We start from the raw sequence: 26,277 nt of genomic DNA, 5'->3' as shown, positions 1-26,277 counted from the left end.
CCGCGTCCAAGCCTCAAATGTGTAAACGATGTCCCCGGTTTCAGATGTAAACGATGTCTACGGTTCTACACCCCGATAGCGGTGTTCCAGTCGATTCATCAGGTGACTGATTCAGCGCCATCGGGGCCTCGGTATCTACACCAATCTGGCTATGGCGCTGGACCTGTGGCGAGGGAGCTTGCTCCCGCTGGCTGCCCGACAGCCGAGCGCCATCTAACGGTTAGACCGCGATGCAAATGTGGGAGGGGGCTTGCCCCCGATAGCGGTGTGTCAGTCGATTCATCAGGTGACTGATTCAGCGCCATCGGGGCTTGGGCATCTACACAATTCTGGCTATGGCGCAGGACCTGTGGCGAGGGAGCTTGCTCCCGCTGGCTGCCTGACAGCCCACCGCCATCTAACGGTTAGACCGCGATCCAAATGTGGGAGGGGGCTTGCCCCCGATAGCGGTGTGCCAGTCGATTCATCAGGTGACTGATTCAGCGCCATCGGGGCATCGGTATCTACAAAATTCTGGGTGTGGCGCTGGACCTGTGGCGAGGGAGCTTGCTCCCGCTGGCGGGCTGGCAGACGACCAGGATGTTGGATCAGACCGGGTACATATCCGTTATTTAGGTAACGGCCGCTATGGGTTCCGCCCTTACGGCGGCTCACTTTTGAAGAGCGCAAAAGTAAGCAAAACGCTCTTGCCCCAACACTCGGCACCTCGCTCACGCTCGGTGTGCCCGTAATCCGACAGGTATTTGGGGGGCCGCCGCCACGCGCCATCCATGGCGCGGGGCGGCTAAACCGGCATCCCTGCCGGTTTACCCCCCAAATCCCTGTCGAATTCCGGCCAGCGTGTTTGACGGGGCGCCTGAGATCAAAAGCCGGATCAAGATCAAGAGCTGCTCGCTTCGCATCGTGGTTACCGGTTACGGCCTCAAGGCTTCCAGGTTTGTACATCCTTGGCGTCCACGGCCTTGGGCAACAGCCCTGCCTTGAAGAATGCATCGGCGATTTTCTGCTGCTCGCCCAACTGATCGATCGTCACCGGTTGCACCTGATAACTGCGGTGCGCATTGGCTGCTTCAACCGTGGCCACATCCAGGTTGCCCCACAGCGGGCCAAGCACGTTGGCCGCGTCTTGCGGGTGGGTTTTCACCCATTGGCCGGCCTTTTCCAGCTGTGCATACACCACGTTCAACACGTCTGGATGCGCCTTGGCGTACGGCGTGCCGGTCAGGTAATAACGCTTGTAGCTGGCCAGCCCCGTGCCGTCCGCCAGGGTGCGTGTCGGCAGTTGACGTTGCACGCTGGTGAGGAAGGGCTCCCAGGTGACCCAGGCGTCGACCTTGTTGTTCTCGAACGCTGCGCGACCGTCGGCGGGTGACAGGTAGGCCGGCTCGATATCCGAAAAGGCCAGCCCCGCCTTGGCCAGCGCGGCGATCAGCAGGTAGTGCGTGCCGGCCGCCTTGGTCACTGCGATCTTTTTGCCCTTGAGGTCCGCCAGTTGCTGGATCGGTGAGTCCTTGCGCACCACGATGGCCTGGGCGGAAGGCGAGGGTGCTTCCTGGGCGAAGTAGGTGAGCTTGGCCTGGGCCGCCTGGGCGAAGATCGGCACGGTGTCGGCCACGTCGGCGCTGATGTCGACGTTGCCCACGTTCAACGCTTCCAGCAGCGGCAGGCCGCTGGGGAACTCGTGCCAGCTCACGTCGATGTTGTCGGCCTTGAGGGCTTTTTCCAGGGTGCCCTGGGTTTTGAGCAGGGTGATCAGGGTCGAGGATTTCTGGTAACCAATGCGCACGGTTTCCTGGGCCTGCGCACTGACTGCGACGGTAAAGGCCAGCAACCCGAGGACGGCGGCGAGGGGGCGACGTAGGGACATGATGAGCTCGATCTCTAACAAAATAGCCTTGAGCTTAAAGTTCTAAAAACCATTCGTTAAATACTCTTTGGATCTTAGCTTAGGGCGCTTTTTCCGCGTTCTGACGAATTGGGCATAACGATAGAATTATAGGGTTCTTTCATAATTTCTCGTCATTAATATAATCGAATTAACTTTACTGCCAGGCCCTGCGCGGTTTTTTGGCATATGCAGCTGTCTTCTTCTCACCCACGCCAAGGCCTTTCATGACGTTCAAGAAACTAATCGTCGCCGCCAGTTTGCTGTTCGCCGCTGCGGTGGCCCATGCCGAGCAAACCCTGGACATCAGTTACCAACGCTCGTCCACCTTGTGGATTTTGCTCAAGCAGAACGGCCAGTTGGAGCAGCGCCTCAAGCCCTTGGGATTCACCGTCAACTGGCATGAATTCAGCACCGGCCTGCTCAGCTCGTTGAACGCCGGCAGCGTCGACCTGCACGCCGATGTGGCCGACGCCTTCGCGCTGTTCACCCAGGCCGCCGATGCACCGCTGACTTATTACGCCCAGGAAAACTCATCGCCGGGCGCCCAGGCGATCATCGTTCAGGACCAGTCGCCGATCCACAGCATCGCCGACCTCAAGGGCAAGACCGTCGCGGTGTCCAAGGGCTCGGGCAGTAACTTCCTGCTGATTTCCGCCTTGAAAAAGGCCGGGCTGACCCTGGCCGATATCACCCCACGCTATCTGGAAGCACCGGACGGTGGCGCGGCCTTCGCCAATGGCAGTGTCGACGCCTGGGTGATCTGGGACCCGTTCCTCGCCTCCCAGCAACTGGATCACCACGTGCGTGTGATCGCCGACGGCAAGGACGGCCTGGCCGACTACAACCGTTTCTACCTGGCCACGACTAAGTTCGCCAAGGCCCACCCGGACGTGTTGCAGGTGACCTTCGACACCCTGCGCGAGACCGGCCAATGGGTGAAGGCCCACCCCAAGGAAGCCGCCGACATCCTCGGCCCGCTGTGGGGCAATATCGCCCCGGCCACCGTGGAGCGCGCCAATAGCCGACGCAGCTACGACATCATTCCGGTCAAGGTGGAAAACCTCGCCGAGCAGCAGCGCATCGCCGACACCTACTACACCGCCAAGCTGATTCCCAAGCCGTTGAAGGTCAGCGCCATCAGCGTGTGGACACCCAAGCCATGAGCCGCCAAATCCATTTATCCGCGTTCCTGTTGAGTGGGCCGGTGGTGCACAGCCATGCGGTGTGGCGCCACCCGGAAACCGTCGGCAATTACCTCGACCCCGAGTACTACGCACGAGTGGCCAAGGTGGTGGAGGAAGGGCTATTCGACTTCCTGTTCTTCGCCGACCGCCTCGCGGTGGGCGATCAAATGGGCGGCTCCCGCGCGTTCGCCTTGCGCTACGGCGCCCAGGACGCCACGCGCCTGGACCCGTTGCCGATCCTCTCTTACCTGGTCGGCAAAACCAGCAAGCTGGGCTTGGGCGCGACGCGGTCCACCACTTATTACGAACCGGCGCACATCGCCCGTGAATTCGCCACCCTGGACCACCTGTCCAAGGGCCGCGCGGCGTGGAATATCGTCACTTCGATGAACGACAGCGAAGGGCGCCTGTTCGGCAAGGACAAGCACCTGGAGCACGACCTGCGCTACGACCGTGCCGATGAGTTTGTCGAAGTCGCGCTGAAACTGTGGAACAGCTGGGGCAAGGACGCGCTGAAGCTGGATCGCGAAAGCGGTGTGCTGGCGGACCCGGAGTTGATCCGTTCGGTGCAGCACCAGGGCGAATGGTTCAAGGTTGAAGGCCCGCTGAATATTCCGCGCACGCCCCAGGGCCGACCGGTGCTGATCCAGGCCGGTTCGTCAGGCCGTGGGCGGCGCTTCGGCGCGCGTTGGGCCGAGGCGATCTTCACCATCCATCCGCATTTGGCGGCGATGCGTGCGTTCCGTGATGACGTGCGCGCCCAAGTGGTGCAGCAAGGCCGTGACGCCGACAGCTGCAAAGTGCTGACGGCGGTGATGCCGTTCATTGGCGGCAGCGAAGCCGAGGCCCGCGCCAAGCGCGATCAGCACAACGCGTTGGCCCGGCCGGAGTTGGGGCTGGTGACACTGGCTTCGCAGCTGAATGTGGACCTGTCGCCATTCCCGCTGTCGGCGACGCTGGCCGAGATTGCCCAGTCGCCGCTGATCCCTCCGGCCGCCGCGGAAAAGCTCTTGATGCAAGGCCCGCAAACCACTCTGGAACAGCTGGGGCGCATCTTCGCCAGCAGCGTGCGCGTGCCGCAATTGGTGGGTACCGGGGCGCAGATTGCCGATCAGTTGGCCGAGCTGTTTGAGCAGGGCGGTTGCGACGGGTTTGTAATCTCTCCGGGGTACCTGCCGGGGTCGTTCACCGAGTTTGTCGAGAGCGTGATTCCGCATTTGCAGCGCAAGGGCTTGTTTCGCACCGCGTATGCAGGGTCGACGCTGCGCGAGCACCTGGGCCTGGCCGAGCTGCAGGGTTGAGCGGTTATTCATCCTGTAGTGAGCGGGCTTGCCCCGCGCTGGGCTGCGAAGAGGCCCCACTAAGATCGCCGCGTTCTTTCAGGTAACACGTGGTGTTTGGTTTTAGGGCCGCTTCGCAGCCCAGCGCGGGGCAAGCCCGCTCACCACAGCAAGCCCGCTCACTACAAAGAACGGTCTGCGGGCTTCATTACTGAGTTGATAAAAGGGATATTTCGCATGGCTGATTTCGATCATTTAACCCGTCGCCGTTTATTGGGCCTGGCCGGCATCACCCTGGCCAGCCTGTCGCTGCCACGCCTGGGGTTCGCCGCCGATGAACACGCCGGCCACAACACGTCACAAGAGCCCACCGGCACCGGTGAGTTCATCCGCCTCGACGCCCCGCGCAAGTTGAAACTGGCGGTCAACCTCAACGCCGTGTGCCTGGCCCCGGTGGTCATCGCCCATGGCCAGGGCTTCTTCACCAAGCACAACCTGGACGTGGAGTTGGTCAATTTCGGCAACTCTACCGAGGTGTTGCTCGAGGCCATCGCCACCGGCAAGGCCGATGCGGGCGTGGGCATGGCGCTGCGTTGGCTCAAGGCCCTGGAACAGGGCTTTGATGTGAAGCTCACCGCCGGCACTCACGGCGGATGCCTGCGCTTGCTCAGTGCCGCGAAGGGCGGTGTGACCACGCTGGAAGACCTCAAGGGCAAGGCCATCGGCGTGACCGACATGGCCAGCCCGGACCGCAATTTCTTCTCGATCCTGCTGAAAAAACACGGTGTGGACCCGGTGCGCGATGTCGAGTGGCGCCTGTATCCCGCCGACTTGCTCGGCACTGCGCTGGAGCGCGGCGAAGTGCAGGCGGTGAGCGGCAGCGACCCGTTCATGTACCGCCTGATCAAGTCCGGTGTGGCGCGTGAGTTGTCCACCAACCTGGTGGAGGAATACGCCAACCTCAGCTGCTGTGTGGTCGGTGTCACCGGCAAACTGGTGCGTGAAGAGAAGCGCGTGGTCGCGGCGCTGACCCAGGCGATTCTGGAGGCCCACGACTATTCTGTGCAGCACCCGGAGGAGGTTGCCAAGGGCTTCCAGGCCCATGCGCTGAACACGTCGGTGGAGGAAGTGCAGGCGATCCTTCACGACCATACCCACGGGCATCACGCGGTGGGCGCGGCGTTGACCCAGGAGATCCTTACCTACGTGACCGACCTGAAAACCGTCGAAGTGATCAGCAAGAGCACCGACCCGCTGGCGTTTGCCAAGGAGATCACCGCCGATGTCTTCAGCTGACGCAACCACCCTCAACCCACCGCTGGCCTTGAAGGTCGCGTGGCAGGGCGCCGCCGTGGTGACGGCCTGGTTGGCCGTCGCGCTGTTGATCAGCTACTGGCCCAACGCGACACGCCACTGGCCGATGACCCAAGGCCTGGCCAATCTGTGCGTGGGTGTCGCGGTGCTGTTCCTCGTGCTTAGCCTGCTGGGGCGCAGGGTCTCCAGACTGGGCCTGCGCCTGCGCAATGCCGGTCCCTGGCTGATTGCCTTGCCGGTGCTGCTGGGCCTCTGGGAATTGCTCACCGCCAAGCTGGCGCTGTTGCCGGTGCCGTTTTTCGCGCCGCCCCAGGCCTTGCTGGCGGTGTACATCGAAGATTACGCCCGGCTGGCCGACAGCCTGTTGCATTCGGCGTTGTTGCTGGGCTCGGGCGTGGCCCTCGGTGCGATCACCGGGTTTATCGCTGGCGTGGCCATCGGTTGGTCCACGCGCATCGGCTATTGGCTGCACCCGGTGCTGCGCATCCTCGGCCCGGTGCCGTCGACGGCGCTGTTGCCACTGTGTTTTTTCCTGTTTCCGAGCAGTTGGAGTGCCAGCGTGTTTCTGATCGCCCTGGCCACCTGGTTTCCGGTCACGGTGCTCACGTGGTCCGGCGTGGCGAGCGTGGACAAAGCCTATTACGACGTGGCGCGCACCCTGGGCGCCAAGCAAGGTTTCCTGATTTTCAAGGTGGCGATTCCCGCCGCGTTGCCCCACGTCTTTGTCGGCCTGTTCATGGGACTGGGCGCGTCGTTTTCGACCTTGGTGGTGGCAGAAATGATGGGGGTTAAGTCCGGCATCGGCTGGTACCTGCAATGGGCCCAAGGGTGGGCCGCCTACGCAAACATGTATGCCGCATTACTGATCATGGCACTCGCCTGTTCGGGGTTGATCACCGGGTTGTTCCTGGTGCGTGACCGGTTGCTGGCCTGGCAGAAAGGATCAATGAAATGGTAGCCCTGGCACACGCGGTATTGGCATCGGAAGGCTTGGCGCTGCGCATAGACAACCTCAGCCATGGCTTCGCCCTGGATGGCCAGCACCTGCCGGTGTTGGAGCGGGTGTCCCTGGACGTTGCGCCGGGCGAGTTCGTGGCACTGCTCGGGCCTTCGGGCTGCGGCAAGTCCACCTTGCTGCGCCTGGTGGCCGGCCTGGAACCGGCGGACTCCGGCCGGTTGCTGGGCGACGGTGAAGCCATCACCGGCCCGGACCCGAGCCGCGTGGTGGTGTTCCAGGACCCGACCCTGTACCCGTGGCGCCGCGTGTGGGACAACGTCGCCATCGGCCTGGAAGCCCAAGGCCTGCTCAAGACCCATTCGGCCAAGGTCGACGAGGCCCTGGAAAAAGTCGGCCTCAGTCAGTTCGCCCGTGCGTACCCGCGGCAGTTGTCCGGCGGCATGGCGCAACGGGTGGCGCTGGCGCGTGCGCTGGTGAACCAACCGCGCCTGCTGATCCTCGATGAGCCCCTGGGCAAGCTCGACTCCCTGACCCGCATCGCCATGCAAAAGGAACTGATCGACCTGTGGCAACGCCAGGGCTATACGGCCCTGCTGGTCACCCACGATGTGGAAGAAGCGTTGCTGCTGGCCAATCGCGTGATCGTGTTCAGCGACCGTCCGGCCAAGATCCAGGCGCAATTGACGATTGACCGGCCTTACCCACGGCACCGGGATGATCCTTATCTGGTTGACCTGCGACGGCAGATACTGGGCCTGCTGGGGCTGGGGGAGAGCTGGTGAAAGGGTATAAGCCTTGACACGCTGAAGCGAGCGCGCAACGATCAACTCAATTTTCAGAAATTGAGTTTCAGCGATGGCTAAGATCCAAAAGCCCAAAGATTTTGGCGTGTTGCTAAAACTACATGGTTTAGAGATTTTTGAGCTTGCAAAAACCTATAAAGCGGTTGATGAAAAGGGTAGATACCTGCATTGGGACGAATTCAGAAGGCATCCGGCGCCTGGAGTCAATAAAGAGGCTGCTTGGGCGGCCACTAAAATGTCCCGGTCCTATGGAAGTAAGACTCTTGAACTTCGAAGCGAGTGTGGTAATCCATTTTTGTTGTGCATGACCGATTATTGTAGTGCGGTTATTCATGGGATTGAATTGGTGGCGTCTAGACTAGGGGGTGAGGCGGCATCATCTACTAAGCACCGTGATGATAATCGATATCTAGTTGATTCGTTGATGATGGAAGAGGCAATTTCCAGTGCGCAGTTGGAAGGGGCCGCTACGACGCGTAAAGTTGCAAAAGATATGCTGGCCAAGGAGCGTGCTCCTCAGAATGACGATGAACGAATGATTCTCAATAATTATCATCTGATGAAGAGTGCAAAATATAATAAGGATGAGAATCTCTCTGTCGAACTTATTTGTGAGTTTCATAGCATTGCGACTACTGGCGTAAATGAAGAGGATGTTCAACCGGGATATATCAGAGATACTGATGATATTTTTGTAGGTGGGGCCGGGGATGAGGTGATTCACCAGCCGCCCAAGGCCACCCTGCTGCCTGCTAGGCTAAATGCTTTGTGTCTATTTGCCAACGATAGGCATGACGGGCTTGATGGGCGAGCCTTTATTCACCCAGTGGTCAAAGCCATCATATTGCACTTTATGATCGGTTATGAGCATCCTTTTCGAGACGGTAATGGACGTACAGCGCGCTGCTTGTTTTATTGGTTTATGCTTAAAAGCGGATATTGGCCTTTTGAGTATATTTCTATAAGTACGTTGTTAAAGGAAGCGCCTGTAAAATATGGACGTTCATACGTCTATACGGAGACGGATTCTTTTGATTTGACTTATTTCGTGGTTTATCAATTGAAAATAATTGAACGTGCCATCAATGAATTTATGGATTATTTTGAATGTAAGAGGGAGGAGGCTGTTGAGTTGATGGGGTGGTTGGATAATTTAAATATAAAGGGTAGGTTGAATTATCGGCAGGGGCACTTTTTGAAAAAGGTTCTAAGTAATCCAGGGCGGATCTTTACTCCAAAAGAGCTGACGCATGATTATGACGTGACAGAAAATACCGCACGTAAGGATCTCGAGAAGCTGGTTGATATGAAGGTCTTATTTAAGGTTCAAGAGGGTAAAGGGTTCTTGTACCTTGCCAGGGAGGACGCCGAAGCCAACTTGAAAAAATTGGCCGGCGCTCGTTAACCGCCCGGCCTCACGCCTGCTCCTCCCCCCGCAACTGCACACTCATCTGATCACAGCTGTGCGCCCAGTCGCTGAGCCATTGCGGCATTGGCGGCGACGTCTCATCCAAACCCAGCTCGCGCACAAAATCACTCGGGGGCAGGGTGCCTTTGGCCGCACGGAACAGCCCGCGCATGACCACCACGCCGACCACGCGGCCGTTGCTGACAAAGCGGTGTTCCATCAGGCTCCACTTATGGTCCCAGCCGAGCATGCGGGTGTGCACCTCGAACACTTCGAACAGCTTCAACTCGCGGCGGAACTTGCCCCAGGTATCGCCCACGATCGGCAGCGCCTTGTTGCGCAACGCCACGCGAAACGCGCCGGTGCGCAACACGAAATCCATGCGTGCAACATCCGCCAGGGAAAAGTAGCGGCCATTGGTGACGTGCCGGTTGAGATCCAGGTCCAGCGGCCAGACGCGCATGCGCACCACGGTGGTGGCCAGGCCATGGGCCGGTTTGCGCCAGGGGCGCCGGGACAGCATGAAGAGCAAGCGAAACCAGAGATTCATAAACACGCCAGGCAGTTGATTAATGGCTGCACTGTAAGGGCGCGGAATCGGCTAAGGTAGGTGCGCAAATGACTTATTACATGCGAAAAGCGCAATCCGGGTTTCTTTTATGCACATCACCTTGCTCCTGGCTGAACGTTGTTCCGCCGCCAGTGCCACCCTGGCGGTGGAGATGCTCAGTGCCGCCAACCTGTTTGCCGACAGCCCACCTTTTGAAGTCGTGGTCGCCTCCCTGGACGGCCAGGCCGTGGAGGCTTGGGGCGGCCAGCGCTTGCAGGTGGACTGCGCGGTGACGCAGATCACGCAGACCGACCTAGTGCTGATCCCAGGTTTTCTGTTCACCTTGAAAGAAGCCCTGCCGAGCTTCCCCGCCTATGGCCCCTGGTTGCGCGAGCAGCATGCGCGCGGCGCGGTGTTGGCTTCGATGTGTACCGCGACGTTCTTACTGGCCGAAACCGGTGTGCTGCAAGGCCTGCGCGCCACCACCCACTGGGCGTTCGCCGAGCTGTTTCGGCGTCGCTACGCGGACGTGAGCCTGGATGACGCGCAGCTTCTGTGTGAAGAAAACCGCGTGATTACCTGTGGTGGCGCCAGTGCGGCGATGGACTTGATGCTGCACCTGATTCGGCGTTTCGGCTCGCCGGAGCTGGCCCACACCTGTGGCAAATACCTGTTGATCGATACTGTGCGCAGCGAACAGTCGGTGTACGCCATGTGGTCGCTGCCCAAAAGCCATGGCGACGGCGAGATCCTGCGGGTACAGCACTGGCTGGAGCAGCACTTCGCCGAGCCGCTGGTCATCGACGCGGTCGCCCAGCGCTTCGGTTTTGGCGTGCGCAACTTCAAGCGGCGCTTCAAGGAGGCCACCGGCTATACGCCGATTGCCTACCTGCAAACCCTGCGCCTGGAACGGGCCAAGCAGATGCTTGAGTCGACCCGCATGACGCTGGAAAGTATCACCTACGCGGTGGGCTACGAAGACAGCAACTCTTTCCGGCGCCTGTTCCAGCAGCGGGTGGGCCTGTTGCCGGCGGCGTATCGCAAGAAATTCCTCGCCCATCCGGTTTGATTCAACAACGCAGCTGCGCATCGCCCTCGATACACGCGACCAAAAACGCCCTCACCACAGCGTATCGAAACGCGGCAACCGATCGACAGGGCGGCGCTGTGGGGAGAAACAACAGACGAAAAAAAACCGGCTGATCAGGCCGGTTTGGGGTTCCCGCAAACAGCGCGGGATTATGCGTTGTTGCCCTGCAGGCGATCAGCACCGCCTTCAGCCAGGCCACGTTCCTGCAGGCGATCAGCACCGCCTTCAGCCAGGCCACGTTCCTGCAGACGATCAGCACCGCCTTCAGCCAGACCACGTTCCTGCAGACGATCAGCACCGCCTTCAGCCAGACCACGTTCCTGCAGACGATCAGCACCGCCTTCAGCGACACGACGTTCCAGCAGGCGGTCAGAACCCCCTTCGGCTACGCGGTTGCCTTGCAGGCGGTCGGCGCCACCCTCTGCAACACGACTGTCGATCAGGCGATCCGCACCGCCTTCAGCGACAACAGGGTGAGCAAATGCGTTTGCAGCGAGTACCGAGAAAGCGAGGCTAAGCAAGATTTGGCGTTTCATGAGAGTGTGCTCCGAGTGTTTTAGTTTGGATGTTGCTGGTATGGGTTTGATGTTACGCGTTGCATTTTTTTAGAGAACTTCATTGCGCTGATGGTGACTATCGATGCCAGCGATGGCCCGGTACACGGGGCCATCGCAGCGCCAGTCATGGCATCTGCGGCAGTTCCTGCGGGCGCAGGTCGAACACCAGCACTTCGGCGTCCTCGCCGTGGCTCAGGCGGATCTGCCGCTCATCCCGCACTCGGGCGCCATCGCCTTCCTGCAAGCGCTGGCCGTTGACTTCAACGCTGCCCTGGGCCACATGGATGTACACATGGCGATCCGGCGGCAGGTCGAGGGTGGCGGTTTCGTCACCGTTGAACAGCCCGGCATATACCCGTGCGTCCTGGCGCACGCTGAGGGAACCGTCGTTGCCGTCCGGCGAGATGATCAACTGCAAGCGTCCACGTTTCTGCGCCTCGCTGAAGTGCTCCTGCTGATAGCGCGGTTCGGCGCCAGCCACGGCCGGCACGATCCAGATTTGCAGGAAGTGCACGCCACGGCTCTGGCTGTGGTTGAACTCGCTGTGGGCCACGCCGCTGCCGGCGCTCATCAGTTGCACATCGCCAGGGCGGATCACCGAACCGGTGCCGAGGGTGTCCTTGTGTTCCAGCGCGCCTTCAAGCACATAGGAGAAAATTTCCATGTCGCGGTGCGGGTGCTGGCCGAAGCCTTTACCGGCGGCGACGCGGTCATCGTTGATCACCAGCAGGTCGGAAAAACCCTGTTCATTCGGGTTCCAGTAGTTGGCGAACGAGAAGGTGTGGAACGACTTCAACCAACCGTGATTGGCGGCGCCGCGTTCGGAAGCTTTGCGAAGAGTCAGCATGGTCTTGTCCTCAAGTGGGAGCGCGCTGCGAGATGCAGGGCTCCTGCGTTGAGAAGAAGATTAATGGTTACTGCAGAATTCATTAAGAAGATAAAAACTGAATAACTGTCTCATCTGAGTTGACAGTTTCGAACGTGTCATAATGCCCGCCGCATTCTTTCTCGATGGATCTTTGTGTTTATGAAAACCGTGGCCATGGCGCTGTTTCCGGACTTCCTCCTGCTCGACATGGCCGGGCCGCTGGAAGTGTTTTCGATTGCCAACCGCTACCTGCCGGCGGCGGCGCATTACCAGATCCTCACCCTCGGCACCGAACCTGGCCCCTTGCGTGCCTCCAATGGCGTCGTGGTGCAGGCCGACCTGTTGCTGGACCAGGCGCACGACGCCTACGACCTGTTACTCGTTCCCGGTGGCCCCGGCGCCTACAACGAATGCCACCCCGCGTTGTTGCCGTGGCTCAAAGAGGCTGCACCTCGCGCCACACGCTTTGGTTCGATCTGCACCGGTGCCTTTGTGCTCGGGCATGCCGGCCTGCTGGACAATCACCGTGTGACCACCCACTGGCACTACACCGAGCGGCTGATCAAGGCCTTCCCCAAGGCGATCGTCGAGACCGATCGCATTTACCTGCAGGACGGGCGGCTGATCACCTCGGGCGGGGTGACGGCCGGGATCGACCTGGCGTTATCGATCGTTGCCCAGGACCACGGCAAGCAAGTCGCGGTGGAAGTGGCCAAGGTGCTGCTGGTGGTGATGAAGCGCCAGGGCGGCCAGGCGCAGTTCAGCCCGATGACGGCTGCCGTAGCACCCCAGGAAACCGCGATCACCCGCGTGCAGAACCACGTGCTGGCGCACCTGGACCAGCCGTTCACCATCGAATCCATGGCTGAGCTGGCCGGCATGAGCGCTCGCCACTTTGCGCGGTTGTTTGCCAGGGAGGTGCAGATGACGCCGATGGCCTTCCTGCAAGGCGCGCGCATCGACCGTGCCCGGCAGTTGCTGGAGTCCACCGACCTGCCGCTCAAGACCGTGGCCTTCCATGCAGGCTTCGGCAGCGTGCGGCATATGCGCTTTCTGTTCAGTGAAAAACTCGGTCTCAACCCGACCCAGTACCGACAACAGTTCAGTTAACGACAGAATGTCCGTCTGGCGCACTCGATTGTCCGTATCGCTCCCCGTGCCAGCATTGTCCTGTCATGGGTAGCTGGCAAGATAGCGTCAAGCCCATGGAAAAGGATGCGCAGGCGCCCAAGGCCGGGTGTTTCAGCGCGATGACAGACATGAACAACCCTCAGGCGATTGACGTTGATGGCACGGTGCGCTTCGGCATCTATGCCTTTCACCGGCAACAGCGGTTGGTCAGCAAGATAGGCTTGCCGGTGCCTCTGGGTGGGCGTGCGCTGGATATCCTCGCGGTGCTGTTGGAAACGCCCGGGCAGTACGTCAGCAAGTCCACCTTGATCGAGCGGGTGTGGCCGGACAGCGTGGTGGAAGAAAACAACCTGCGTGTGCACATTGCGGCACTGCGCCGCGCCCTCGATGGCCAACGCTATATCCTCAACGATCCCCTGCGTGGCTATTGCTTCGCCGCCAAGGTGCAGGGGGCCATGCCCGCCATGACACCTCGACACAACCTGGCGGCACGCCTCAGTGCGGTGATCGGCTGTGAGGCGTTGTTGGGCGTGCTGGCGCGACGCCTGTCCGGGCACTGCCTGATGACCCTGACCGGGTGCGCCGGTGTCGGCAAGAGTACCCTGGCCCTGGCGTTGGCCGAACGGGTATTGCCGCGTTACCGGGACGGCGTGTGGTGGGTTGACCTGGCCACGGTGGAGGCGCCGATGACCATGCTGCGCCACCTGGCCACGGCGCTGCACCTTGAACCCAGCGCCAACGCCACACAGCTGTGCCGTCAATTAGCCTCCCGTCAGCTATTGCTGGTGCTGGATGGTGCCGACTTGCTGCTTGGCGCCTGCCGGCACCTGGTGCGCGTGCTACGTGAAACAGCCCCCCAAGTCAGCGTGCTGCTCAGCAGTCGTGAAGCCTTGCATGTCCCGGGCGAATGGGTGCAACGCGTGCCCCGGTTGGCGGTGCCTGTACCGTCGGCGCTGGGCAGTGTCGAACACGCCATGGCCTACCCGGCCGTACAACTGTTCGTGGCGCGGGCAAGCGCCGGGCAACAGGGGTTTGTGTTGCGGCTCCAGGACCTGGCGCCGCTGCGCGATATCTGCCGACGCCTCGATGGTCTCCCTCTCGCACTGGAGCTGGCTGCGGCCCAAGTGGATGCCCTGGGCGTGCGTGGCTTGCAGCAGCAATTGTGCAAGGGTTTGCAGGTGCTGACCCGAGGCCGTCGCACGGCGGTGGAGCGCCACCAATCGCTGATCGCAGCCCTGGACTGGACCTACCAGCGGCTGAGCCTGCCGGAGCGCTGGCTGTTCTTGCAATTGGGGTTGTTCAAGATGGCGGTGACCTTACCCACCCTGAGCGAGCTGGTCGCTGGCTCGGAGCTGGAACATGCCGACCTGTCCTACCTGCTGGGGCGTCTGGTGGACACCTCATTGCTGACCCTTGAACCCGGCCCGGGCCATTCGCGTTATCGCCTGCTCAACTGCGTGCGCAGCTATGCGCTGGCCCACCTGCGTGACCCGGTGCAGGTGGCACGGTTGCAGCAGGGCGATGGGCATTATTTGGGGCCGTTCTCAGGCCGGCCGTTTGTCTTGCAACTCGTCGAGCAGGCGGCGTACGCGGACTAGGTCCGGGGTGGCAAAGCCTTCGGTAAAGCGCGCATGGACCGAACCCAGCACGTCGCGTGCAGCCTGCAGGCGACCTTGGGTCTGCCACAGCTGCGCCAACGACGTCGCGCAACGTAGCTCCCAGGCCAGTGCGCCTTGCTGGTGCGCCAGCCCGAGGGCGTCGACCAGCAGCGTTTCGCTCGCACGGGGATCCGCGATGCTTGCGGCGCGTACCCGCAGGATTTCCGCTGCGCACCAGCCCGCGCCGCCCGTGCGTGCGCGTTCAAACCCTGAGTCATCCACGGCGTGTGCACCCAGCGTGATCAGGATGTCCTCGATCAGCCCCAAGCCTTGCAGATCCTGGTGCCCCAGGATGCCGGCATAGTGCCCCGCCCAGGTCTGAAACAACTGCACCGAGTGCTTGTGCGCGTGTTCCAGCAACAACGCTTGCAGGCTCTGGGCGGCGTGCTCGTCACCGTTGTAACGGGCGATGACCACGCCTGCCAGGGCCAGGGTGTAGCAGACGGAGGTGCCGTGATTGATCTGCAGCGCTAACGCCAACGCCTGGCTGGCGGTACGCCAGGCTTGCTCGGGAAAACCCTGCAGCCACAGGATCCGCGCCAACACCGTCAGTGAGGCCACGCTCTGGTCGTATTGCACGCCAATGCCGTGGGCGAACCGATTGAGGTGGCCGCTGTGCGCCATGCGTTGGATCACTTGCTCAGCATTGTGCCGGGCGAGCGCCTGATTGCCGTTGTAGTGCTGCGCCAGTACGCGCAGGCGCTGGGCACTGACGTCCAGTTGCGGGTCGGTGCGCGGGTCGAGGCGATCGAACTGCTCGCTCTGCGCCAGTGCCTGGCGATACAGGCCTGCACACAGGTTCACCGCCATATGCCCGGAGACCGCGCGCAATTGACCCGCGACGTCCTGGCGCTCCTCGGCCAGGCGGCGGGCGCTGACAAACGCGGCGATGGTCTGCGGGGCACCGCCCATGGCGTGATAGGACAGGCTGCCCAGCGCCAATTGCAGTTGCATCGTCAAGCGCGGGCAGGGCGAGGCGGCCCGGCTCATCAGCGCCAACGCCTGGTCCACATACAAACGGTGCTCCCTGAGTAACGACAACTCTTGCCACAGTGGCATGGCGCTGACCGTCAAGCGGATTGCCAGCAAGTGTTCGCCCCCTTGCGCGAGCCCCCAGTCGAGGGCCGAGCGGATGTCTTCACGCAGCGGCGCATAGCGGTCGATCCAGGGTTGGGTGGCGATCAATTGCCAGTCCTCGCGCGCTTGCTCCATCAGCGCCAGGCAGCGCTCGGCATGGCGCCCGCGGGTGGCATCGAGCTCATCGGCGACGCTGAGTTTTTCCAGGGCGTAGGTGCGCGTGATATCCAGCAGGCGATAGACCATCTCGTCATCACCGACCTCCACATTGAGCAAGGACTTGGCGACCAACTGGGTGATTGAACCCAGCACCTCGGCGGGTGCGACCTCTTCCCCGGCGATCACCGCCGCCGCGCTGGCCAGGCTGAACCCGCCCCGGAACACCGCCAGCCGGCGCAGGCAGATCTGCTCGCAGGCCGTCAGCAGCTCAAAGCTCCAGTCCAGCGTGGCGCGCAGGGTTTGATGGCGGGGCAGCGCGTTGCGCCTGCCACGGGTGAGCAAGCGGAAATTGTCCTCCATCTGAACCAGCAGTCCGGGCAGGCCAAAGCGTTCGATCTGCGCCGCGACCAACTCGATGGCCAGGGGGATGCCGTCCAGGCGTTGGCAGATATCAATCGCCAGTGGCAGTTCGGCTTCACTTAATTCAAAGCTGTCCTGATGGGACATGGCCCGCTCGATCAACAGTTGCAGGGCCGGGTAGCCCAGCGCCTGGGCGCGGTTGCCGGTGGCCGGAGGGCAGGCCAGCGGTTCCAGGCGCTGCACGTACTCGCCCTCGGCGCGCAAGGCCTCGCGGCTGGTGGCCAGGATGTGCAAGCGGGGCGCGTGGCGCAGCAGGGTTTCGCTGATCAGGGCGATGTCGTCCAGCAGGTGCTCGCAGTTGTCGATCACCAGCAGCAACTGGCGCTCCTGCAGGCTGCGCGCAAACGTGACCAGCGGCTCTTGTTCTGCGTGGGTGAGGTCGAGCAGGGCGGCGAGATTGGGCAGGATCATCGACGCCGCGCTGAGCGGCGCCAGGTCCAGCAGGCGTATACCGTCGCGGTAATGCCCGATCAGCAATTCCGCCACGCGCAGGGCGACGGTGGTCTTGCCGATGCCGCCGGCGCCTGTCAGGGTGATAAAGCGTTGCGCGGGCAGGTTCTGCACCAGGCTGTCGATCAGGGCCTGGCGGCCGATCATGCGGGTGCGGCGCAACGGCAGGTTGTGGCACGGGCGTTGGGGGGCGCCCTCGGTGGGTAGCGTCATCGGCTCGATGCTCAGTGGCGCAACAAAACTGTAGCCACGCTGGGCCACGGTGACGATATAGCGCTGCCCGGCCTGGCCATCGCCCAAGGCCTTGCGCAAGGCTGCCATGTGCACTCGCAGGTTGCCATCTTCCACCACGCTTTTGGGCCAGACACGGGCGATCAACTCTTGCTTGCTCACCACATTGCCGGCCTGCTCCAGCAGGATCATCAGGATATCCACCGCACGCCGCCCCAGCCGCAACGGACGACCCGCCTCCAGCACCAGGCGTTGGCGCGGGTGGATGCGGTAGGGGCCGAAATGCACGGCCTGGTCGCTGAGGTCACTCATGGGGACCCTGTTCGTGGAGGGGGAAGCGGCCAGCATATTCCAGGTACGTGCGGACCACTAGGCTGCAATCACTTGAGGCTTGTGACGCAATTGGTGATTTCGCCAGGTCATCGGGTTGACCCCTTCGCTGCGGGTGAACATATGGCAGAAATGCGCCTGGTCGCAAAACCCGCATTCCAGGCTGATTTGCGTCAGGCTCAGGCGCGAACCGGTGATCAGTTCCTTGGCCCGTTGGATGCGCTGCTCGCGAATCCACTCCTGCGGCGACAGCCCGGTGGTGCACTTGAACGCGCGGGAAAAATGGCTGCGCGACAGCGCACAGGCCTGGGCCAGGTCGGCAATGGCCAGGCTTTCGCCGAGGTTGGCGAGGATCAATTGCTTGGCGATACGCTCGCGCCGGGGGCATAGGCCGCCGGTAGCGGATAAGCGAGGAGCATGCTGCTCAAGTCGGGCCATGACGAAAATCCGCAGTCGATGGGAGCGTTCCCGGTGAATGGGTGCAGTGTAGACGCCGCTAATCTTGTTGCCGGACCGCCTGGCTGACGAGTTAATCGTTGTTAATTTCGCCAGGTACGTACGCGGAAAAGACAGCACAGACGTGCAATCGCGCTAGCGCTCCGCGTGCTTCTCTGTGCGCTTGCCAACCGTTTGGATACCACCATGAACCGCAACGACCTGCGCCGCGTCGACATGAACCTGCTGGTGATTTTCGAAGCGCTGATGTTCGAAAAGAACCTGACCCGGGTCGCCGAAAAACTCTTTATGGGCCAACCGGCGGTGAGCGCGGCGCTGGGGCGCTTGCGCGATTTGTTCGACGACCCATTGCTGCTGCGCAACGGGCGGGGCATGGAGCCCACGCCGCGTGCCGTGGCGATACTCAAGGAGTTGCAGCCGGCCATGGACATCATTTCGGGTGCTGTCAGCCGCGCCAAGGATTTCGACCCGTCTACCAGCTGCGCAGTGTTCCGCATTGGCCTGTCCGACGACGCCGAGTTCGGCCTGTTCCCGCCGTTGCTCAGCCAACTGCGCGAAGAAGCCCCAGGCATCGTCGTGGTGGTGCGCCGCGCCAATTACCTGTTGATGTCGTCGTTATTGGCCAGTGGCGAGATCACGGTGGGCGTGAGCTACACCACCGAATTGCCGGCGAATGCCAAGCGCAAGAAACTGCGGGATATCCCTTGCAAGGTACTGCGTGGGGATGACGGTGTTGAGCCGCTGACCCTGGACGACTACTGCGAGCGGCCCCATGCGATGGTGTCGTTTTCCGGGGACTTGAGCGGCAACATTGACCTGGACCTGGCGCGTATCGGCCGGGCACGGCGAGTGGTGTTGGCGGTGCCGCAGTTCAGCGGGCTGCGGGCGTTGCTCGCGGGTACGCAGATTATTGCGACGGTGCCGGATTATGCGGCCTGTGCGTTGACCGAGGGCACTGCGATACGCGCGGAGGACCCACCCTTTGCCATTGATGCCGCGGAGTTGTCGATGGTGTGGAGCGGGGTGCATGACAATGATCCGGCGGAGCGTTGGCTACGGGGGCGGATTGCGGAGCATATGTCGAGGGCGCTTTAGGTGTGGTTGGCAGGCAGCCGCAATAATTTGAATCTGATCGGCATCGACGTTAAGCAAAGTCTTGTCCCTCCGAGCGTTGTTTCCGGCAGCCTGCTTGGGTGAGGGCCTTCTAGCATGGGTTAACTTTTCCAGAGGAGGCTTGTCGCTGATATGCATATTCAAAGACCGCAATTTATCCCACAAACAGTGGCTGAGCCTTCTCCTAATGTGCCCGTGCCGCCGCCGGTGGAACAACCGAACGGCCCTGTGATCGCGTCGGATACACCCGTCACGCGCTCAAGAAGAGAGGTGGCAGCCACGCCGGGTTTATCGTCGAGGACGGTTGAGGCCTCAAGGTTAGACAGGGTCGACGATCCGAAACTTGAGATTAAGAAAGAGGCCACCTCACCCAACGGGCTGTTTGCTGTGAGTTACTCAATTCCTGTCGCCGGCTCCGGGCTGAACAATATTACGTTTCCAATGATCATTGACGAGGGGCTCCAACGAAAGACGGCCCAGGACCCTGGGATTTATTACGCGATGCTGTTCGACGTAAGCAATGAGCAAGGTAAATCTCTTGATGGCGGCTATATCGGGATTCAGCCACGGCAGGATGGCAAGGCGCTGGTGATGTTTTCCGGCTTTGGTTCGCACTTCAGTGCGCCCAAAGGCCGTGCCGAGGCGGATGGGGGGGAAGGAGGCAGCAATAGCACACTGGTCGATTTTGAGTTTGGTCATAAATATAACCTGACGGTGACCCGAGACCCTGACAACCCCCAGAGGCTGAAGGGCTATATTCAGGATGTCACGGACCCTGCTCACCCTGGGGTAAAGCAGCATGTCGAAGACCTTGATGTCGACCAGAAGTTTGTGTTGGCGGCCAGTAACACAGGGTTTGTCGAGCACTACGGTGCCGATATCAGCCGAAGCTCCCAGATCGCACCGACGCGCGGCAGTTTTTTCGCACCCTTCACGACGGAGGCTGACGGCACGGTCAAGGCGGGTGAAGTCAGGAGTGACGGGTTCTATGGTCGGTACAAAAACGCGATGATCGGTGATCAGGAATTTACCAAAGTGGCGGGTAAAGGTCAGGAAGTCTATTTTACGTTTCAGGGCGCGGGTTACGGCGCTAAGGCCTGACACGTAACAAAAACCGGAAGGCCCCTGCGGCTTTCCGGTTTTTTTTGCCTTGTCGAATCGATTGGCCCGCGAGCCGCCACGTCAAACAGCACATACATCCAATTCCCCGCCCCCAATCCCAACCACACTCCCTCCATCGCTCAACTCTGCAGGTGGGAATACACAGCCATGGACCCAACACCCAAAACCAGCCCCGACGAAGTCGTCACCTTGGTCGTCAAGCACCTGATCAAACAAGGCCGCGAAACCGACTACGAAGCCTGGCTGCGTCGCATCGTGCGGATCGCCGGCGCGCGCCCCGGCCACCTGGGTGTCGACGTAGTGCGCGGCAAGCAGGGCAAGCTGGCGCTGTTCACCTGTGTGTTGCGTTACCGCTCCACTGATGACCTGGAAACCTGGCTTGATTCCCCCGAGCGCAAATCGCTGATCGACGAAGCCTCCCCCTTGCTGGCCGATGGCGACAAAACCGAAATCGGTTCGGTCAATGAATTCTGGTTCGCGCCGCTGGCCGACAGCGCCGCCAAACCTCCCCGCTGGAAGCAAGCAGTGGTCACCCTGTGCGTGATCCTGCCGCTGACCCTGCTGGTACCCATCGTGTGGGGCCCGGTTCTGCGCCTGCACCCGTTCCTCTCCAACTACGTGGTCGCCACCTTCCTGGTCACCGTGACGATCGTTGTATTGGTGGTCTACCTGCTGATGCCGGCGGCCACCCGTCTGTTCGCTCCCTGGCTTGAAGCCTCTGTAAAGGAAACCCTATGAACGCCGATCTGATTCTGTTCAATGGCCAGTTCCACACCGTGGACCGTGAAAACCCGCGCGCAACCGCCGTCGCCATCAGCCAGGGGCGCTTTGTCGCCGTGGGCACCGACGGTGAGGCCATGGCCCTGCGCGGCAGTGGCACCCAGGTCATCGACCTCAAGGGCCGCACCGTCATTCCCGGCCTCAATGACTCGCACCTGCACCTCATCCGTGGCGGCTTGAACTACAACCTCGAACTGCGCTGGGAAGGCGTGCCGTCCCTGGCCGATGCCCTGCGCATGCTCAAGGACCAGGCCGACCGTACGCCCACCCCGCAATGGGTGCGCGTGGTGGGTGGCTGGAACGAATTCCAGTTTGCCGAAAAGCGCATGCCGACCCTGGAAGAGTTGAACCAGGCGGCGCCTGACACTCCCGTATTCGTGCTGCACCTGTACGACCGCGCCTTGCTCAACCGTGCCGCCCTGCGCGTGGCCGGCTACACCAAGGACACACCGAACCCGCCGGGCGGCGAGATCGTGCGGGACAGCAACGGCAACCCCACCGGCATGCTGGTGGCACGGCCGAACGCGATGATCCTGTATTCGACCCTGGCCAAGGGCCCGAAACTGCCGCTGGAATACCAGGTCAACTCGACCCGCCAGTTCATGCGTGAACTCAATCGCCTGGGGCTCACCAGCGCCATCGATGCCGGCGGTGGTTTCCAGAACTACCCCGATGACTACGCGGTGATCGAGCAACTGGCCAAGGACGAGCAACTGACGGTACGCATCGCCTACAACCTGTTCACCCAGAAGCCCAAGGAAGAACTCAGCGACTTCAAGCACTGGACCGGCAGCGTCACCCTGCACCAGGGCGATGACTACCTGCGCCACAACGGCGCCGGCGAGATGCTGGTGTTCTCGGCGGCCGACTTCGAAGACTTCCTTGAGCCACGCCCGGACCTGCCGCTGACTATGGAACAGGAACTGGAGCCGGTGGTGCGCCATCTGGTGGAGCAGCGTTGGCCGTTCCGCTTGCACGCCACCTATGACGAGTCCATCTCGCGCATGCTCGACGTGTTCGAGAAGGTCAACCGTGACATCCCGTTCAACGGCTTGCCGTGGTTCTTCGACCACGCCGAGACCATCACCCCGAAAAACATCGAGCGTGTACGCGCCCTTGGCGGCGGTATTGCGATCCAGGACCGCATGGCGTTCCAGGGCGAATACTTCGTCGAGCGTTACGGCGCCAAGGCGGCCGAAGCCACGCCGCCGATCAAGCGCATGCTTGCCGAAGGCGTGCCGGTAGGGGCGGGCACCGACGCCACGCGGGTGTCGAGCTACAACCCCTGGACCTCGTTGTACTGGATGGTCAGCGGCCGCACCGTCGGCGGCCTGGAACTGCACGCCGAAGGCCTGCCGCGCCTCACCGCGCTGGAATTGTTCACCCATGGCAGCGCCTGGTTCTCGTCCGAGCAGGGCAAGAAGGGCCAGATCAAGGTCGGCCAGTTGGCGGACGTGGCGGCCCTGTCGGCGGACTTCTTCAGCGTCGACGAAGAAGCCATCAAGTGGATTGAGTCGGTACTCACCGTGGTCGGCGGCAAGGTGGTCTACGGCGCCGGCGACTTCGAAGACTTTGCACCGCCGCGTGTGCCGGTGCTGCCGGACTGGTCGCCGGTGGTCAAGGTGCCGGGTCATTGGCGCCCGACTTCGCCCTTGCAGGCACAGGTTCACCAGTGCAGCGGCCCGTGCGGCGTGCACGCCCACAGCCACGAAAAAGCGCGCCTTTCCAGCGTGCCGGTCAGCGACTTCCAGGGATTCTGGGGTGCGTTCGGCTGCTCGTGTTTTGCGTTCTGATTTCCCAAACCCGTTAGGAGATATTCCCATGGCTTACAAACGTTTGAACAAAGATGACGCTGTCGTACTGTTAGTCGATCACCAGACTGGCCTGATCTCCCTGGTACAGGACTTCTCCCCGAACGAGTTCAAGAACAACGTGCTGGCCCTGGCCGACGTGGCCAAGTTCTTCAACCTGCCGACCATCCTGACCACCAGTTTTGAAGGCGGTCCTAACGGCCCACTGGTTCCCGAGCTCAAGGCCCTGTTCCCGGACGCGCCGTACATCGCCCGCCCTGGCCAGATCAACGCCTGGGACAACGAAGACTTCGTCAAGGCGGTCAAGGCGACCGGCCGCAAGCAAATCATCATTGCCGGTGTGGTGACGGATGTGTGCGTTGCGTTCCCGACCCTGTGCGCCCTCGACGAAGGCTTTGAGGTATTCGTGGTCACCGACGCGTCGGGCACCTTCAATGAAACCGTGCAACAGGCTGCCTGGGCACGCATGACCGCTGCCGGTGCGCAACTGGTGAACTGGTTCGCCGTAGCCTGCGAGCTGCAAGTGGACTGGCGCAACGACATGGAAGGCCTGGCCAACCTGTTGTCGCCGCGCATTCCCAACTACCGCAACCTGATGAACAGCTACTCGGCGTTTACTGCCAAATAACCTGCTCTCAAGTCTGTCGGTAATCCCTTGTGGGAGGGGGCTTGCTCCCGATGACGGTGCTTCAGTCTAAATTTCTTTGACTGACCCACCGCTATCGGGGGCAAGCCCCCTCCCACATTTCGATTTGTGGTGCGGCGACAAACCCGTTATAAAAACCGAAAATGTCCACCGAGAAGCGACAATGAATCCCTTTGAAGACATGCGCCTGTTCTGCCAGGTCATGGAGTCCGGCAGCTTCACCGCCGCCGCCGAACAGCTGGGCCTGTCCAAGCAATTCGTCAGCCGCCGTCTGATCCAACTCGAAGACCGCCTGGGCGTACGCCTGCTCAACCGTTCCACGCGCCGTTTGGATGTCACGCCACTCGGCCAGAGTTACTACGAATCCGCCTTGCGCCTGCTCAGTGAAGTCGAGCAAGTGGAGCAGGGCATCGCCGGCCAGAACAGCGAGCCGCGCGGCACCATCCGTCTCAGCGCGCCGTTGTCGTTTGCCATGGCTCACCTGGGCTGCCTGTTGCCGCTGTTCTTGCAGCGCCATCCCCAGGTGTCGGTGGAGGTCGATTTGAGCGACCGTCCGGTGGACCTGATCGGCGAAGGTTACGACCTGGTGCTGCGCATCGGCACCCTGGAAGATTCCACCTTGATTGCCCGCCGTATCGCCAGCATCCCACGGGTGTACTGCGCGAGCCCTGACTACCTGGCCCTGCGCGGTACACCGCAAAAGCCGGATGACCTTGCCGAACACGATTGCCTGCCCTACGGCCATGGCCGCCAGGTGCAATGGCGTTTCAAGGGCAAGGTGCAGGCGTTGAATGTGAGCGGGCGCATGCGTGTAAACAACGGCGATCTGCTGCGCGACACCGCCATTGCGGGCTTGGGCGTGACCTACCTGCCGACCTTTATCGTCGGCGAAGCGGTGAAGGACGGCCGCCTGGTGACGGTCCTGGACGAGTTCGCCCCCGAGGCGCTGACCCTGTCGGCGGTGTACCCGCAACACCGGCAAAGCTCGCGGCCGGTGCAAGCGCTGGTGGAGTTCCTGCGCGAACGCCTGGCTAGCGGCTGCTGAACAGCTGGCGGATCAGGTTGGGCGTGCTGCCGGTCCAGCGCTTGAACGCGCGGCGAAAGTTGGCCGCATCGTTGAAGTTCAGGTACGCCGCCACTTCGTCATTGCTGTAGCCCTTGACCTGATACAGGTGCAACGCCACCTGCTTGCGCACACGGTCCACCTGCTGCTGAAAACCGGTGTCGTGCTTGTGCAGCTTGCGCTTGAGGGTGGCCGGGCTCATGGCGAAGGCGTGCGCGGCCTGTTCCAGGCTCGGCGGTTGGCGCACCTGCTCGTGTAAATAGGCGTAGAGGCAGTCGAGAAAACTGCCGGCGAAGCCCAACTGTTCGATCTGCTCGCGGGCTTGCTGGCGCGCCACCTGGCCCGCGGTGGCCGAGGCACCCGGCCAGGCGCGGGTGAGGTATTCGCGCGGGAGGCTCAGCATGTCCAGCGGCCGCTCGAAGCGTGTGTCTTCCCCGAGGTTTACCCAGTACTGCTCGACGTAACGCGGCTCGGCATGGCTCAAACTGCTCACCCACGGCAGCCGCTCACCGCTGAGCCATTGGCTCATGGCGACCACCGACGTCATGCTGGCTTCCAGCAAAAAGCGCCAGTGCTCCCCGGCGCCGCAACTGTCCAGCCAGTACAGGTAGGCGTGGTGTTCATCCAGCTCCAGTTGCAGGGTGACCAAGGGGCTGAGCAGCACCTGTTGCTGGATCAATATGTCCAAGGCCTGGTGCAGGTTTTGCGCATGGCCGAGGGCATGGCTGGCGGCGCCGTAATAGCCCGGCAATAGCCGCTGCCCAAACAGGAAGCTGCTGTCGTCGGCGTCGAGTAACTTGCGGCTGTTACCGATCAAGGCGAGAAACTGCTGGGGGCTCAACCGCGCGTTGCCCGCCAGGATATCCTCGTGAAACAGCCCGGTACCCCGCAGCAGGCGATGACTGTCGATGTCGCGGGACAACGCCAGGTCGATCAGCGTGGCGGGTTGGTAGTGTCCTGGGATGAAGCGGCTGTCGCTTTCATACCAGTTGATTTTCACCGCCATCTCAGGCGCTTTTCGCGAGCGGTTGCTTGGCCCGCGCCAGCGCGAGGTTCAGACGCTTGAGCAAGTCCGGGGGCGATTCCTCCAGGGCCATGACCACGGCGGTGGTCGCCGCCAGTTGCAAGCGCTCACCGTGCAACCGGGTCTTGTGGGCCAGGCCGCGCACGGCTTGCTGCAACTCCAGCGCGAGCTCCTTGGCCTGGCGCTCACCGGTGTTGGGCAGCAGCACCACAAAGCGGTCGCCGGCCAGGCGGCACAGCAGGTCCTGGCGGCGCAGGTTGAGCAGCAACAAATGGCTGAGGGCCTGCAACACGGCATCGCCCTCGGCATGCCCGTAGGCCTGGTTGATGGCGGCGAAGTTGTCCAGGTCCAGCGCCAGCAGTGACAGCGGTTGCTGTTGGTCGTGGCTGTCTTGCAGGCTGTCGGCCAACTGGCGCTTGAGGTAGTCGGCACCGGCCAGGGGCGTGAGTTTGTCGAACAGCCGATGCTCACGGAACAGCCGCTCGCGCTTCTCCATCTGTGCGCTGATTGCCAGTTGTTCGCGGTGCCAGTGGTAGATGCCGATGGTCAGCAGGATCATGCCCACCGGCATCGGCCCGGACTCCAGCCAGTGGTCCCAGGTGATGCTGTCGGGCAGGCGGATAAACTCGTCGAGGCTGTCGATCCACCAGGAAAAAAAGATGCATGACAGGCCCAGCGCCAGGTAATTGGTGACGCGCCCGGCCGGGCGGCTTTTCAGCACCAGGCCCAGCCAGACCAACGCCAACAGCGCGGATCCGCCTTCGCCGAAGATGTCCAGCCACACCCATTCGCTGACGCTTTTCAACTCGCCGCAGGCCAGGTGCAGGATCAGCCCGAGGTTGGCGGCGATCAGCAACAGGGAGAGTTTCCAGCGGTGGGGCTTGAGCACGGAAAACATGGCCGCGG

At 61.7% G+C, this 26,277-nt stretch carries 23 protein-coding genes; 15 read left to right on the top strand and 8 right to left on the bottom strand.

Annotated elements, in window-relative coordinates; translation table 11 throughout:
* Nucleotides 1–922: 922 nt before the first annotated feature.
* Nucleotides 923–1,867: an aliphatic sulfonate ABC transporter substrate-binding protein gene (locus AC3ZU9_RS26455; RefSeq protein ID WP_043205515.1), complete on the bottom strand. Its 945-nt coding sequence runs from the start codon at nt 1,865–1,867 to the stop codon at nt 923–925.
* Between the two features lie 245 nt (nt 1,868–2,112).
* On the opposite strand from AC3ZU9_RS26455, the gene AC3ZU9_RS26450 reads away from it, so the two are divergent.
* The 6 genes from AC3ZU9_RS26450 to AC3ZU9_RS26425 all read left to right on the top strand — a co-directional run bounded on the left by AC3ZU9_RS26450 (nt 2,113) and on the right by AC3ZU9_RS26425 (nt 8,832).
* Complete coding sequence (locus AC3ZU9_RS26450; RefSeq protein WP_012724862.1) at nt 2,113–3,051, top strand: aliphatic sulfonate ABC transporter substrate-binding protein; 939 nt, start codon at nt 2,113–2,115, stop codon at nt 3,049–3,051.
* Nucleotides 3,048–4,373 carry an LLM class flavin-dependent oxidoreductase gene (locus AC3ZU9_RS26445; protein WP_012724861.1) on the top strand — a complete coding sequence of 442 codons (1,326 nt, stop codon included), beginning with the start codon at nt 3,048–3,050 and terminating at the stop codon, nt 4,371–4,373. The genes AC3ZU9_RS26450 and AC3ZU9_RS26445 overlap by 4 nt, the downstream gene beginning before the upstream one ends.
* Before the next feature lie 216 nt (nt 4,374–4,589).
* Entirely contained in the window at nt 4,590–5,648 is a 1,059-nt protein-coding gene (locus AC3ZU9_RS26440; RefSeq protein WP_046036768.1) for an ABC transporter substrate-binding protein, read from the top strand.
* Nucleotides 5,635–6,624 carry an ABC transporter permease gene (locus AC3ZU9_RS26435; RefSeq protein ID WP_185753886.1) on the top strand — a complete coding sequence of 330 codons (990 nt, stop codon included), beginning with the start codon at nt 5,635–5,637 and terminating at the stop codon, nt 6,622–6,624. Before AC3ZU9_RS26440 ends, AC3ZU9_RS26435 begins: the two co-directional genes overlap by 14 nt.
* Complete coding sequence (locus tag AC3ZU9_RS26430) at nt 6,618–7,406, top strand: ABC transporter ATP-binding protein (protein ID WP_102060827.1); 789 nt, start codon at nt 6,618–6,620, stop codon at nt 7,404–7,406. Before AC3ZU9_RS26435 ends, AC3ZU9_RS26430 begins: the two co-directional genes overlap by 7 nt.
* A gap of 73 nt (nt 7,407–7,479) precedes the next feature.
* Nucleotides 7,480–8,832 carry a Fic family protein gene (locus AC3ZU9_RS26425; RefSeq protein WP_490091558.1) on the top strand — a complete coding sequence of 451 codons (1,353 nt, stop codon included), beginning with the start codon at nt 7,480–7,482 and terminating at the stop codon, nt 8,830–8,832.
* A gap of 10 nt (nt 8,833–8,842) precedes the next feature.
* Here the strand turns inward: AC3ZU9_RS26425 and AC3ZU9_RS26420 are convergent, their stop codons facing one another.
* Nucleotides 8,843–9,385, bottom strand: coding sequence for an acyl-CoA thioesterase (locus tag AC3ZU9_RS26420; protein ID WP_490091557.1), 543 nt, complete (start codon nt 9,383–9,385; stop codon nt 8,843–8,845).
* 109 nt (nt 9,386–9,494) lie between these two features.
* Between AC3ZU9_RS26420 and AC3ZU9_RS26415 the strand changes: the two genes are divergently transcribed.
* Nucleotides 9,495–10,454 carry a GlxA family transcriptional regulator gene (locus tag AC3ZU9_RS26415; protein WP_102060825.1) on the top strand — a complete coding sequence of 320 codons (960 nt, stop codon included), beginning with the start codon at nt 9,495–9,497 and terminating at the stop codon, nt 10,452–10,454.
* 170 nt (nt 10,455–10,624) lie between these two features.
* On the opposite strand, the gene AC3ZU9_RS26410 is transcribed toward AC3ZU9_RS26415, so the two are convergent.
* Nucleotides 10,625–11,011 (bottom strand): hypothetical protein, encoded by a 387-nt coding sequence (locus AC3ZU9_RS26410; protein ID WP_043205513.1) that lies wholly within the window; start codon nt 11,009–11,011, stop codon nt 10,625–10,627.
* A 145-nt stretch (nt 11,012–11,156) separates the two neighbouring features.
* Nucleotides 11,157–11,879 (bottom strand): pirin family protein, encoded by a 723-nt coding sequence (locus AC3ZU9_RS26405; protein ID WP_122811113.1) that lies wholly within the window; start codon nt 11,877–11,879, stop codon nt 11,157–11,159.
* A gap of 180 nt (nt 11,880–12,059) precedes the next feature.
* Here AC3ZU9_RS26405 and AC3ZU9_RS26400 point away from each other — a divergent pair, with 180 nt between their 5' ends.
* On the top strand, nt 12,060–13,010 hold the full coding sequence (locus AC3ZU9_RS26400; RefSeq protein ID WP_043205512.1) for a GlxA family transcriptional regulator: 951 nt from the start codon (nt 12,060–12,062) through the stop codon (nt 13,008–13,010).
* Between the two features lie 95 nt (nt 13,011–13,105).
* Nucleotides 13,106–14,629: an ATP-binding protein gene (locus AC3ZU9_RS26395; protein WP_102060822.1), complete on the top strand. Its 1,524-nt coding sequence runs from the start codon at nt 13,106–13,108 to the stop codon at nt 14,627–14,629.
* On the opposite strand, the gene AC3ZU9_RS26390 is transcribed toward AC3ZU9_RS26395, so the two are convergent.
* A complete protein-coding gene (locus AC3ZU9_RS26390; protein ID WP_490091556.1) occupies nt 14,576–17,338 on the bottom strand; it encodes an ATP-binding protein in 2,763 nt (920 codons plus the stop codon). The two genes, AC3ZU9_RS26395 and AC3ZU9_RS26390, sit on opposite strands and share 54 nt — an antisense overlap.
* A 57-nt stretch (nt 17,339–17,395) precedes the next feature.
* Nucleotides 17,396–17,794 (bottom strand): helix-turn-helix domain-containing protein, encoded by a 399-nt coding sequence (locus AC3ZU9_RS26385; RefSeq protein ID WP_043205510.1) that lies wholly within the window; start codon nt 17,792–17,794, stop codon nt 17,396–17,398.
* Between the two features lie 204 nt (nt 17,795–17,998).
* On the opposite strand from AC3ZU9_RS26385, the gene AC3ZU9_RS26380 reads away from it, so the two are divergent.
* From AC3ZU9_RS26380 to AC3ZU9_RS26355, 6 genes are all read left to right on the top strand, one after another.
* Nucleotides 17,999–18,907, top strand: coding sequence for a LysR family transcriptional regulator (locus AC3ZU9_RS26380; protein WP_046036775.1), 909 nt, complete (start codon nt 17,999–18,001; stop codon nt 18,905–18,907).
* A 150-nt stretch (nt 18,908–19,057) separates the two neighbouring features.
* Nucleotides 19,058–20,026 (top strand): hypothetical protein, encoded by a 969-nt coding sequence (locus AC3ZU9_RS26375; protein ID WP_490091555.1) that lies wholly within the window; start codon nt 19,058–19,060, stop codon nt 20,024–20,026.
* Nucleotides 20,027–20,194: 168 nt separating this feature from the next.
* A complete protein-coding gene (locus tag AC3ZU9_RS26370; RefSeq protein ID WP_046036776.1) occupies nt 20,195–20,785 on the top strand; it encodes an antibiotic biosynthesis monooxygenase in 591 nt (196 codons plus the stop codon).
* Nucleotides 20,782–22,620, top strand: a complete 1,839-nt coding sequence (locus AC3ZU9_RS26365) for an amidohydrolase (protein ID WP_046036777.1) — start codon at nt 20,782–20,784, stop codon at nt 22,618–22,620. The genes AC3ZU9_RS26370 and AC3ZU9_RS26365 overlap by 4 nt, the downstream gene beginning before the upstream one ends.
* Before the next feature lie 28 nt (nt 22,621–22,648).
* On the top strand, nt 22,649–23,266 hold the full coding sequence (ycaC, locus tag AC3ZU9_RS26360; protein WP_012724846.1) for an isochorismate family cysteine hydrolase YcaC: 618 nt from the start codon (nt 22,649–22,651) through the stop codon (nt 23,264–23,266).
* 181 nt (nt 23,267–23,447) lie between these two features.
* On the top strand, nt 23,448–24,329 hold the full coding sequence (locus AC3ZU9_RS26355) for a LysR family transcriptional regulator (protein ID WP_012724845.1): 882 nt from the start codon (nt 23,448–23,450) through the stop codon (nt 24,327–24,329).
* Here the strand turns inward: AC3ZU9_RS26355 and AC3ZU9_RS26350 are convergent.
* Nucleotides 24,316–25,353 carry an AraC family transcriptional regulator gene (locus tag AC3ZU9_RS26350; protein ID WP_490091554.1) on the bottom strand — a complete coding sequence of 346 codons (1,038 nt, stop codon included), beginning with the start codon at nt 25,351–25,353 and terminating at the stop codon, nt 24,316–24,318. The genes AC3ZU9_RS26355 and AC3ZU9_RS26350 overlap by 14 nt on opposite strands.
* A gap of 1 nt (nt 25,354) precedes the next feature.
* On the bottom strand, nt 25,355–26,269 hold the full coding sequence (locus tag AC3ZU9_RS26345) for a GGDEF domain-containing protein (RefSeq protein WP_012724843.1): 915 nt from the start codon (nt 26,267–26,269) through the stop codon (nt 25,355–25,357).
* Nucleotides 26,270–26,277: the final 8 nt, after the last annotated feature.

This window comes from Pseudomonas sp. A39 (assembly GCF_058145955.1).
This window is presented reverse-complemented; position numbering and strand designations above follow the sequence as displayed.

What these genes read in the sequence shown, in the direction of transcription:
- AC3ZU9_RS26455 (WP_043205515.1), bottom strand. Translation starts at nt 1,867, where the DNA reads ATGTCCCTACGTCGCCCCCTCGCCGCCGTCCTCGGGTTGCTGGCCTTT.
- AC3ZU9_RS26450 (WP_012724862.1), top strand. Translation starts at nt 2,113, where the DNA reads ATGACGTTCAAGAAACTAATCGTCGCCGCCAGTTTGCTGTTCGCCGCT.
- AC3ZU9_RS26445 (WP_012724861.1), top strand. Translation starts at nt 3,048, where the DNA reads ATGAGCCGCCAAATCCATTTATCCGCGTTCCTGTTGAGTGGGCCGGTG.
- AC3ZU9_RS26440 (WP_046036768.1), top strand. Translation starts at nt 4,590, where the DNA reads ATGGCTGATTTCGATCATTTAACCCGTCGCCGTTTATTGGGCCTGGCC.
- AC3ZU9_RS26435 (WP_185753886.1), top strand. Translation starts at nt 5,635, where the DNA reads ATGTCTTCAGCTGACGCAACCACCCTCAACCCACCGCTGGCCTTGAAG.
- AC3ZU9_RS26430 (WP_102060827.1), top strand. Translation starts at nt 6,618, where the DNA reads ATGGTAGCCCTGGCACACGCGGTATTGGCATCGGAAGGCTTGGCGCTG.
- AC3ZU9_RS26425 (WP_490091558.1), top strand. Translation starts at nt 7,480, where the DNA reads ATGGCTAAGATCCAAAAGCCCAAAGATTTTGGCGTGTTGCTAAAACTA.
- AC3ZU9_RS26420 (WP_490091557.1), bottom strand. Translation starts at nt 9,385, where the DNA reads ATGAATCTCTGGTTTCGCTTGCTCTTCATGCTGTCCCGGCGCCCCTGG.
- AC3ZU9_RS26415 (WP_102060825.1), top strand. Translation starts at nt 9,495, where the DNA reads ATGCACATCACCTTGCTCCTGGCTGAACGTTGTTCCGCCGCCAGTGCC.
- AC3ZU9_RS26410 (WP_043205513.1), bottom strand. Translation starts at nt 11,011, where the DNA reads ATGAAACGCCAAATCTTGCTTAGCCTCGCTTTCTCGGTACTCGCTGCA.
- AC3ZU9_RS26405 (WP_122811113.1), bottom strand. Translation starts at nt 11,879, where the DNA reads ATGCTGACTCTTCGCAAAGCTTCCGAACGCGGCGCCGCCAATCACGGT.
- AC3ZU9_RS26400 (WP_043205512.1), top strand. Translation starts at nt 12,060, where the DNA reads ATGAAAACCGTGGCCATGGCGCTGTTTCCGGACTTCCTCCTGCTCGAC.
- AC3ZU9_RS26395 (WP_102060822.1), top strand. Translation starts at nt 13,106, where the DNA reads ATGGAAAAGGATGCGCAGGCGCCCAAGGCCGGGTGTTTCAGCGCGATG.
- AC3ZU9_RS26390 (WP_490091556.1), bottom strand. Translation starts at nt 17,338, where the DNA reads ATGAGTGACCTCAGCGACCAGGCCGTGCATTTCGGCCCCTACCGCATC.
- AC3ZU9_RS26385 (WP_043205510.1), bottom strand. Translation starts at nt 17,794, where the DNA reads ATGGCCCGACTTGAGCAGCATGCTCCTCGCTTATCCGCTACCGGCGGC.
- AC3ZU9_RS26380 (WP_046036775.1), top strand. Translation starts at nt 17,999, where the DNA reads ATGAACCGCAACGACCTGCGCCGCGTCGACATGAACCTGCTGGTGATT.
- AC3ZU9_RS26375 (WP_490091555.1), top strand. Translation starts at nt 19,058, where the DNA reads ATGCATATTCAAAGACCGCAATTTATCCCACAAACAGTGGCTGAGCCT.
- AC3ZU9_RS26370 (WP_046036776.1), top strand. Translation starts at nt 20,195, where the DNA reads ATGGACCCAACACCCAAAACCAGCCCCGACGAAGTCGTCACCTTGGTC.
- AC3ZU9_RS26365 (WP_046036777.1), top strand. Translation starts at nt 20,782, where the DNA reads ATGAACGCCGATCTGATTCTGTTCAATGGCCAGTTCCACACCGTGGAC.
- ycaC (WP_012724846.1), top strand. Translation starts at nt 22,649, where the DNA reads ATGGCTTACAAACGTTTGAACAAAGATGACGCTGTCGTACTGTTAGTC.
- AC3ZU9_RS26355 (WP_012724845.1), top strand. Translation starts at nt 23,448, where the DNA reads ATGAATCCCTTTGAAGACATGCGCCTGTTCTGCCAGGTCATGGAGTCC.
- AC3ZU9_RS26350 (WP_490091554.1), bottom strand. Translation starts at nt 25,353, where the DNA reads ATGGCGGTGAAAATCAACTGGTATGAAAGCGACAGCCGCTTCATCCCA.
- AC3ZU9_RS26345 (WP_012724843.1), bottom strand. Translation starts at nt 26,269, where the DNA reads ATGTTTTCCGTGCTCAAGCCCCACCGCTGGAAACTCTCCCTGTTGCTG.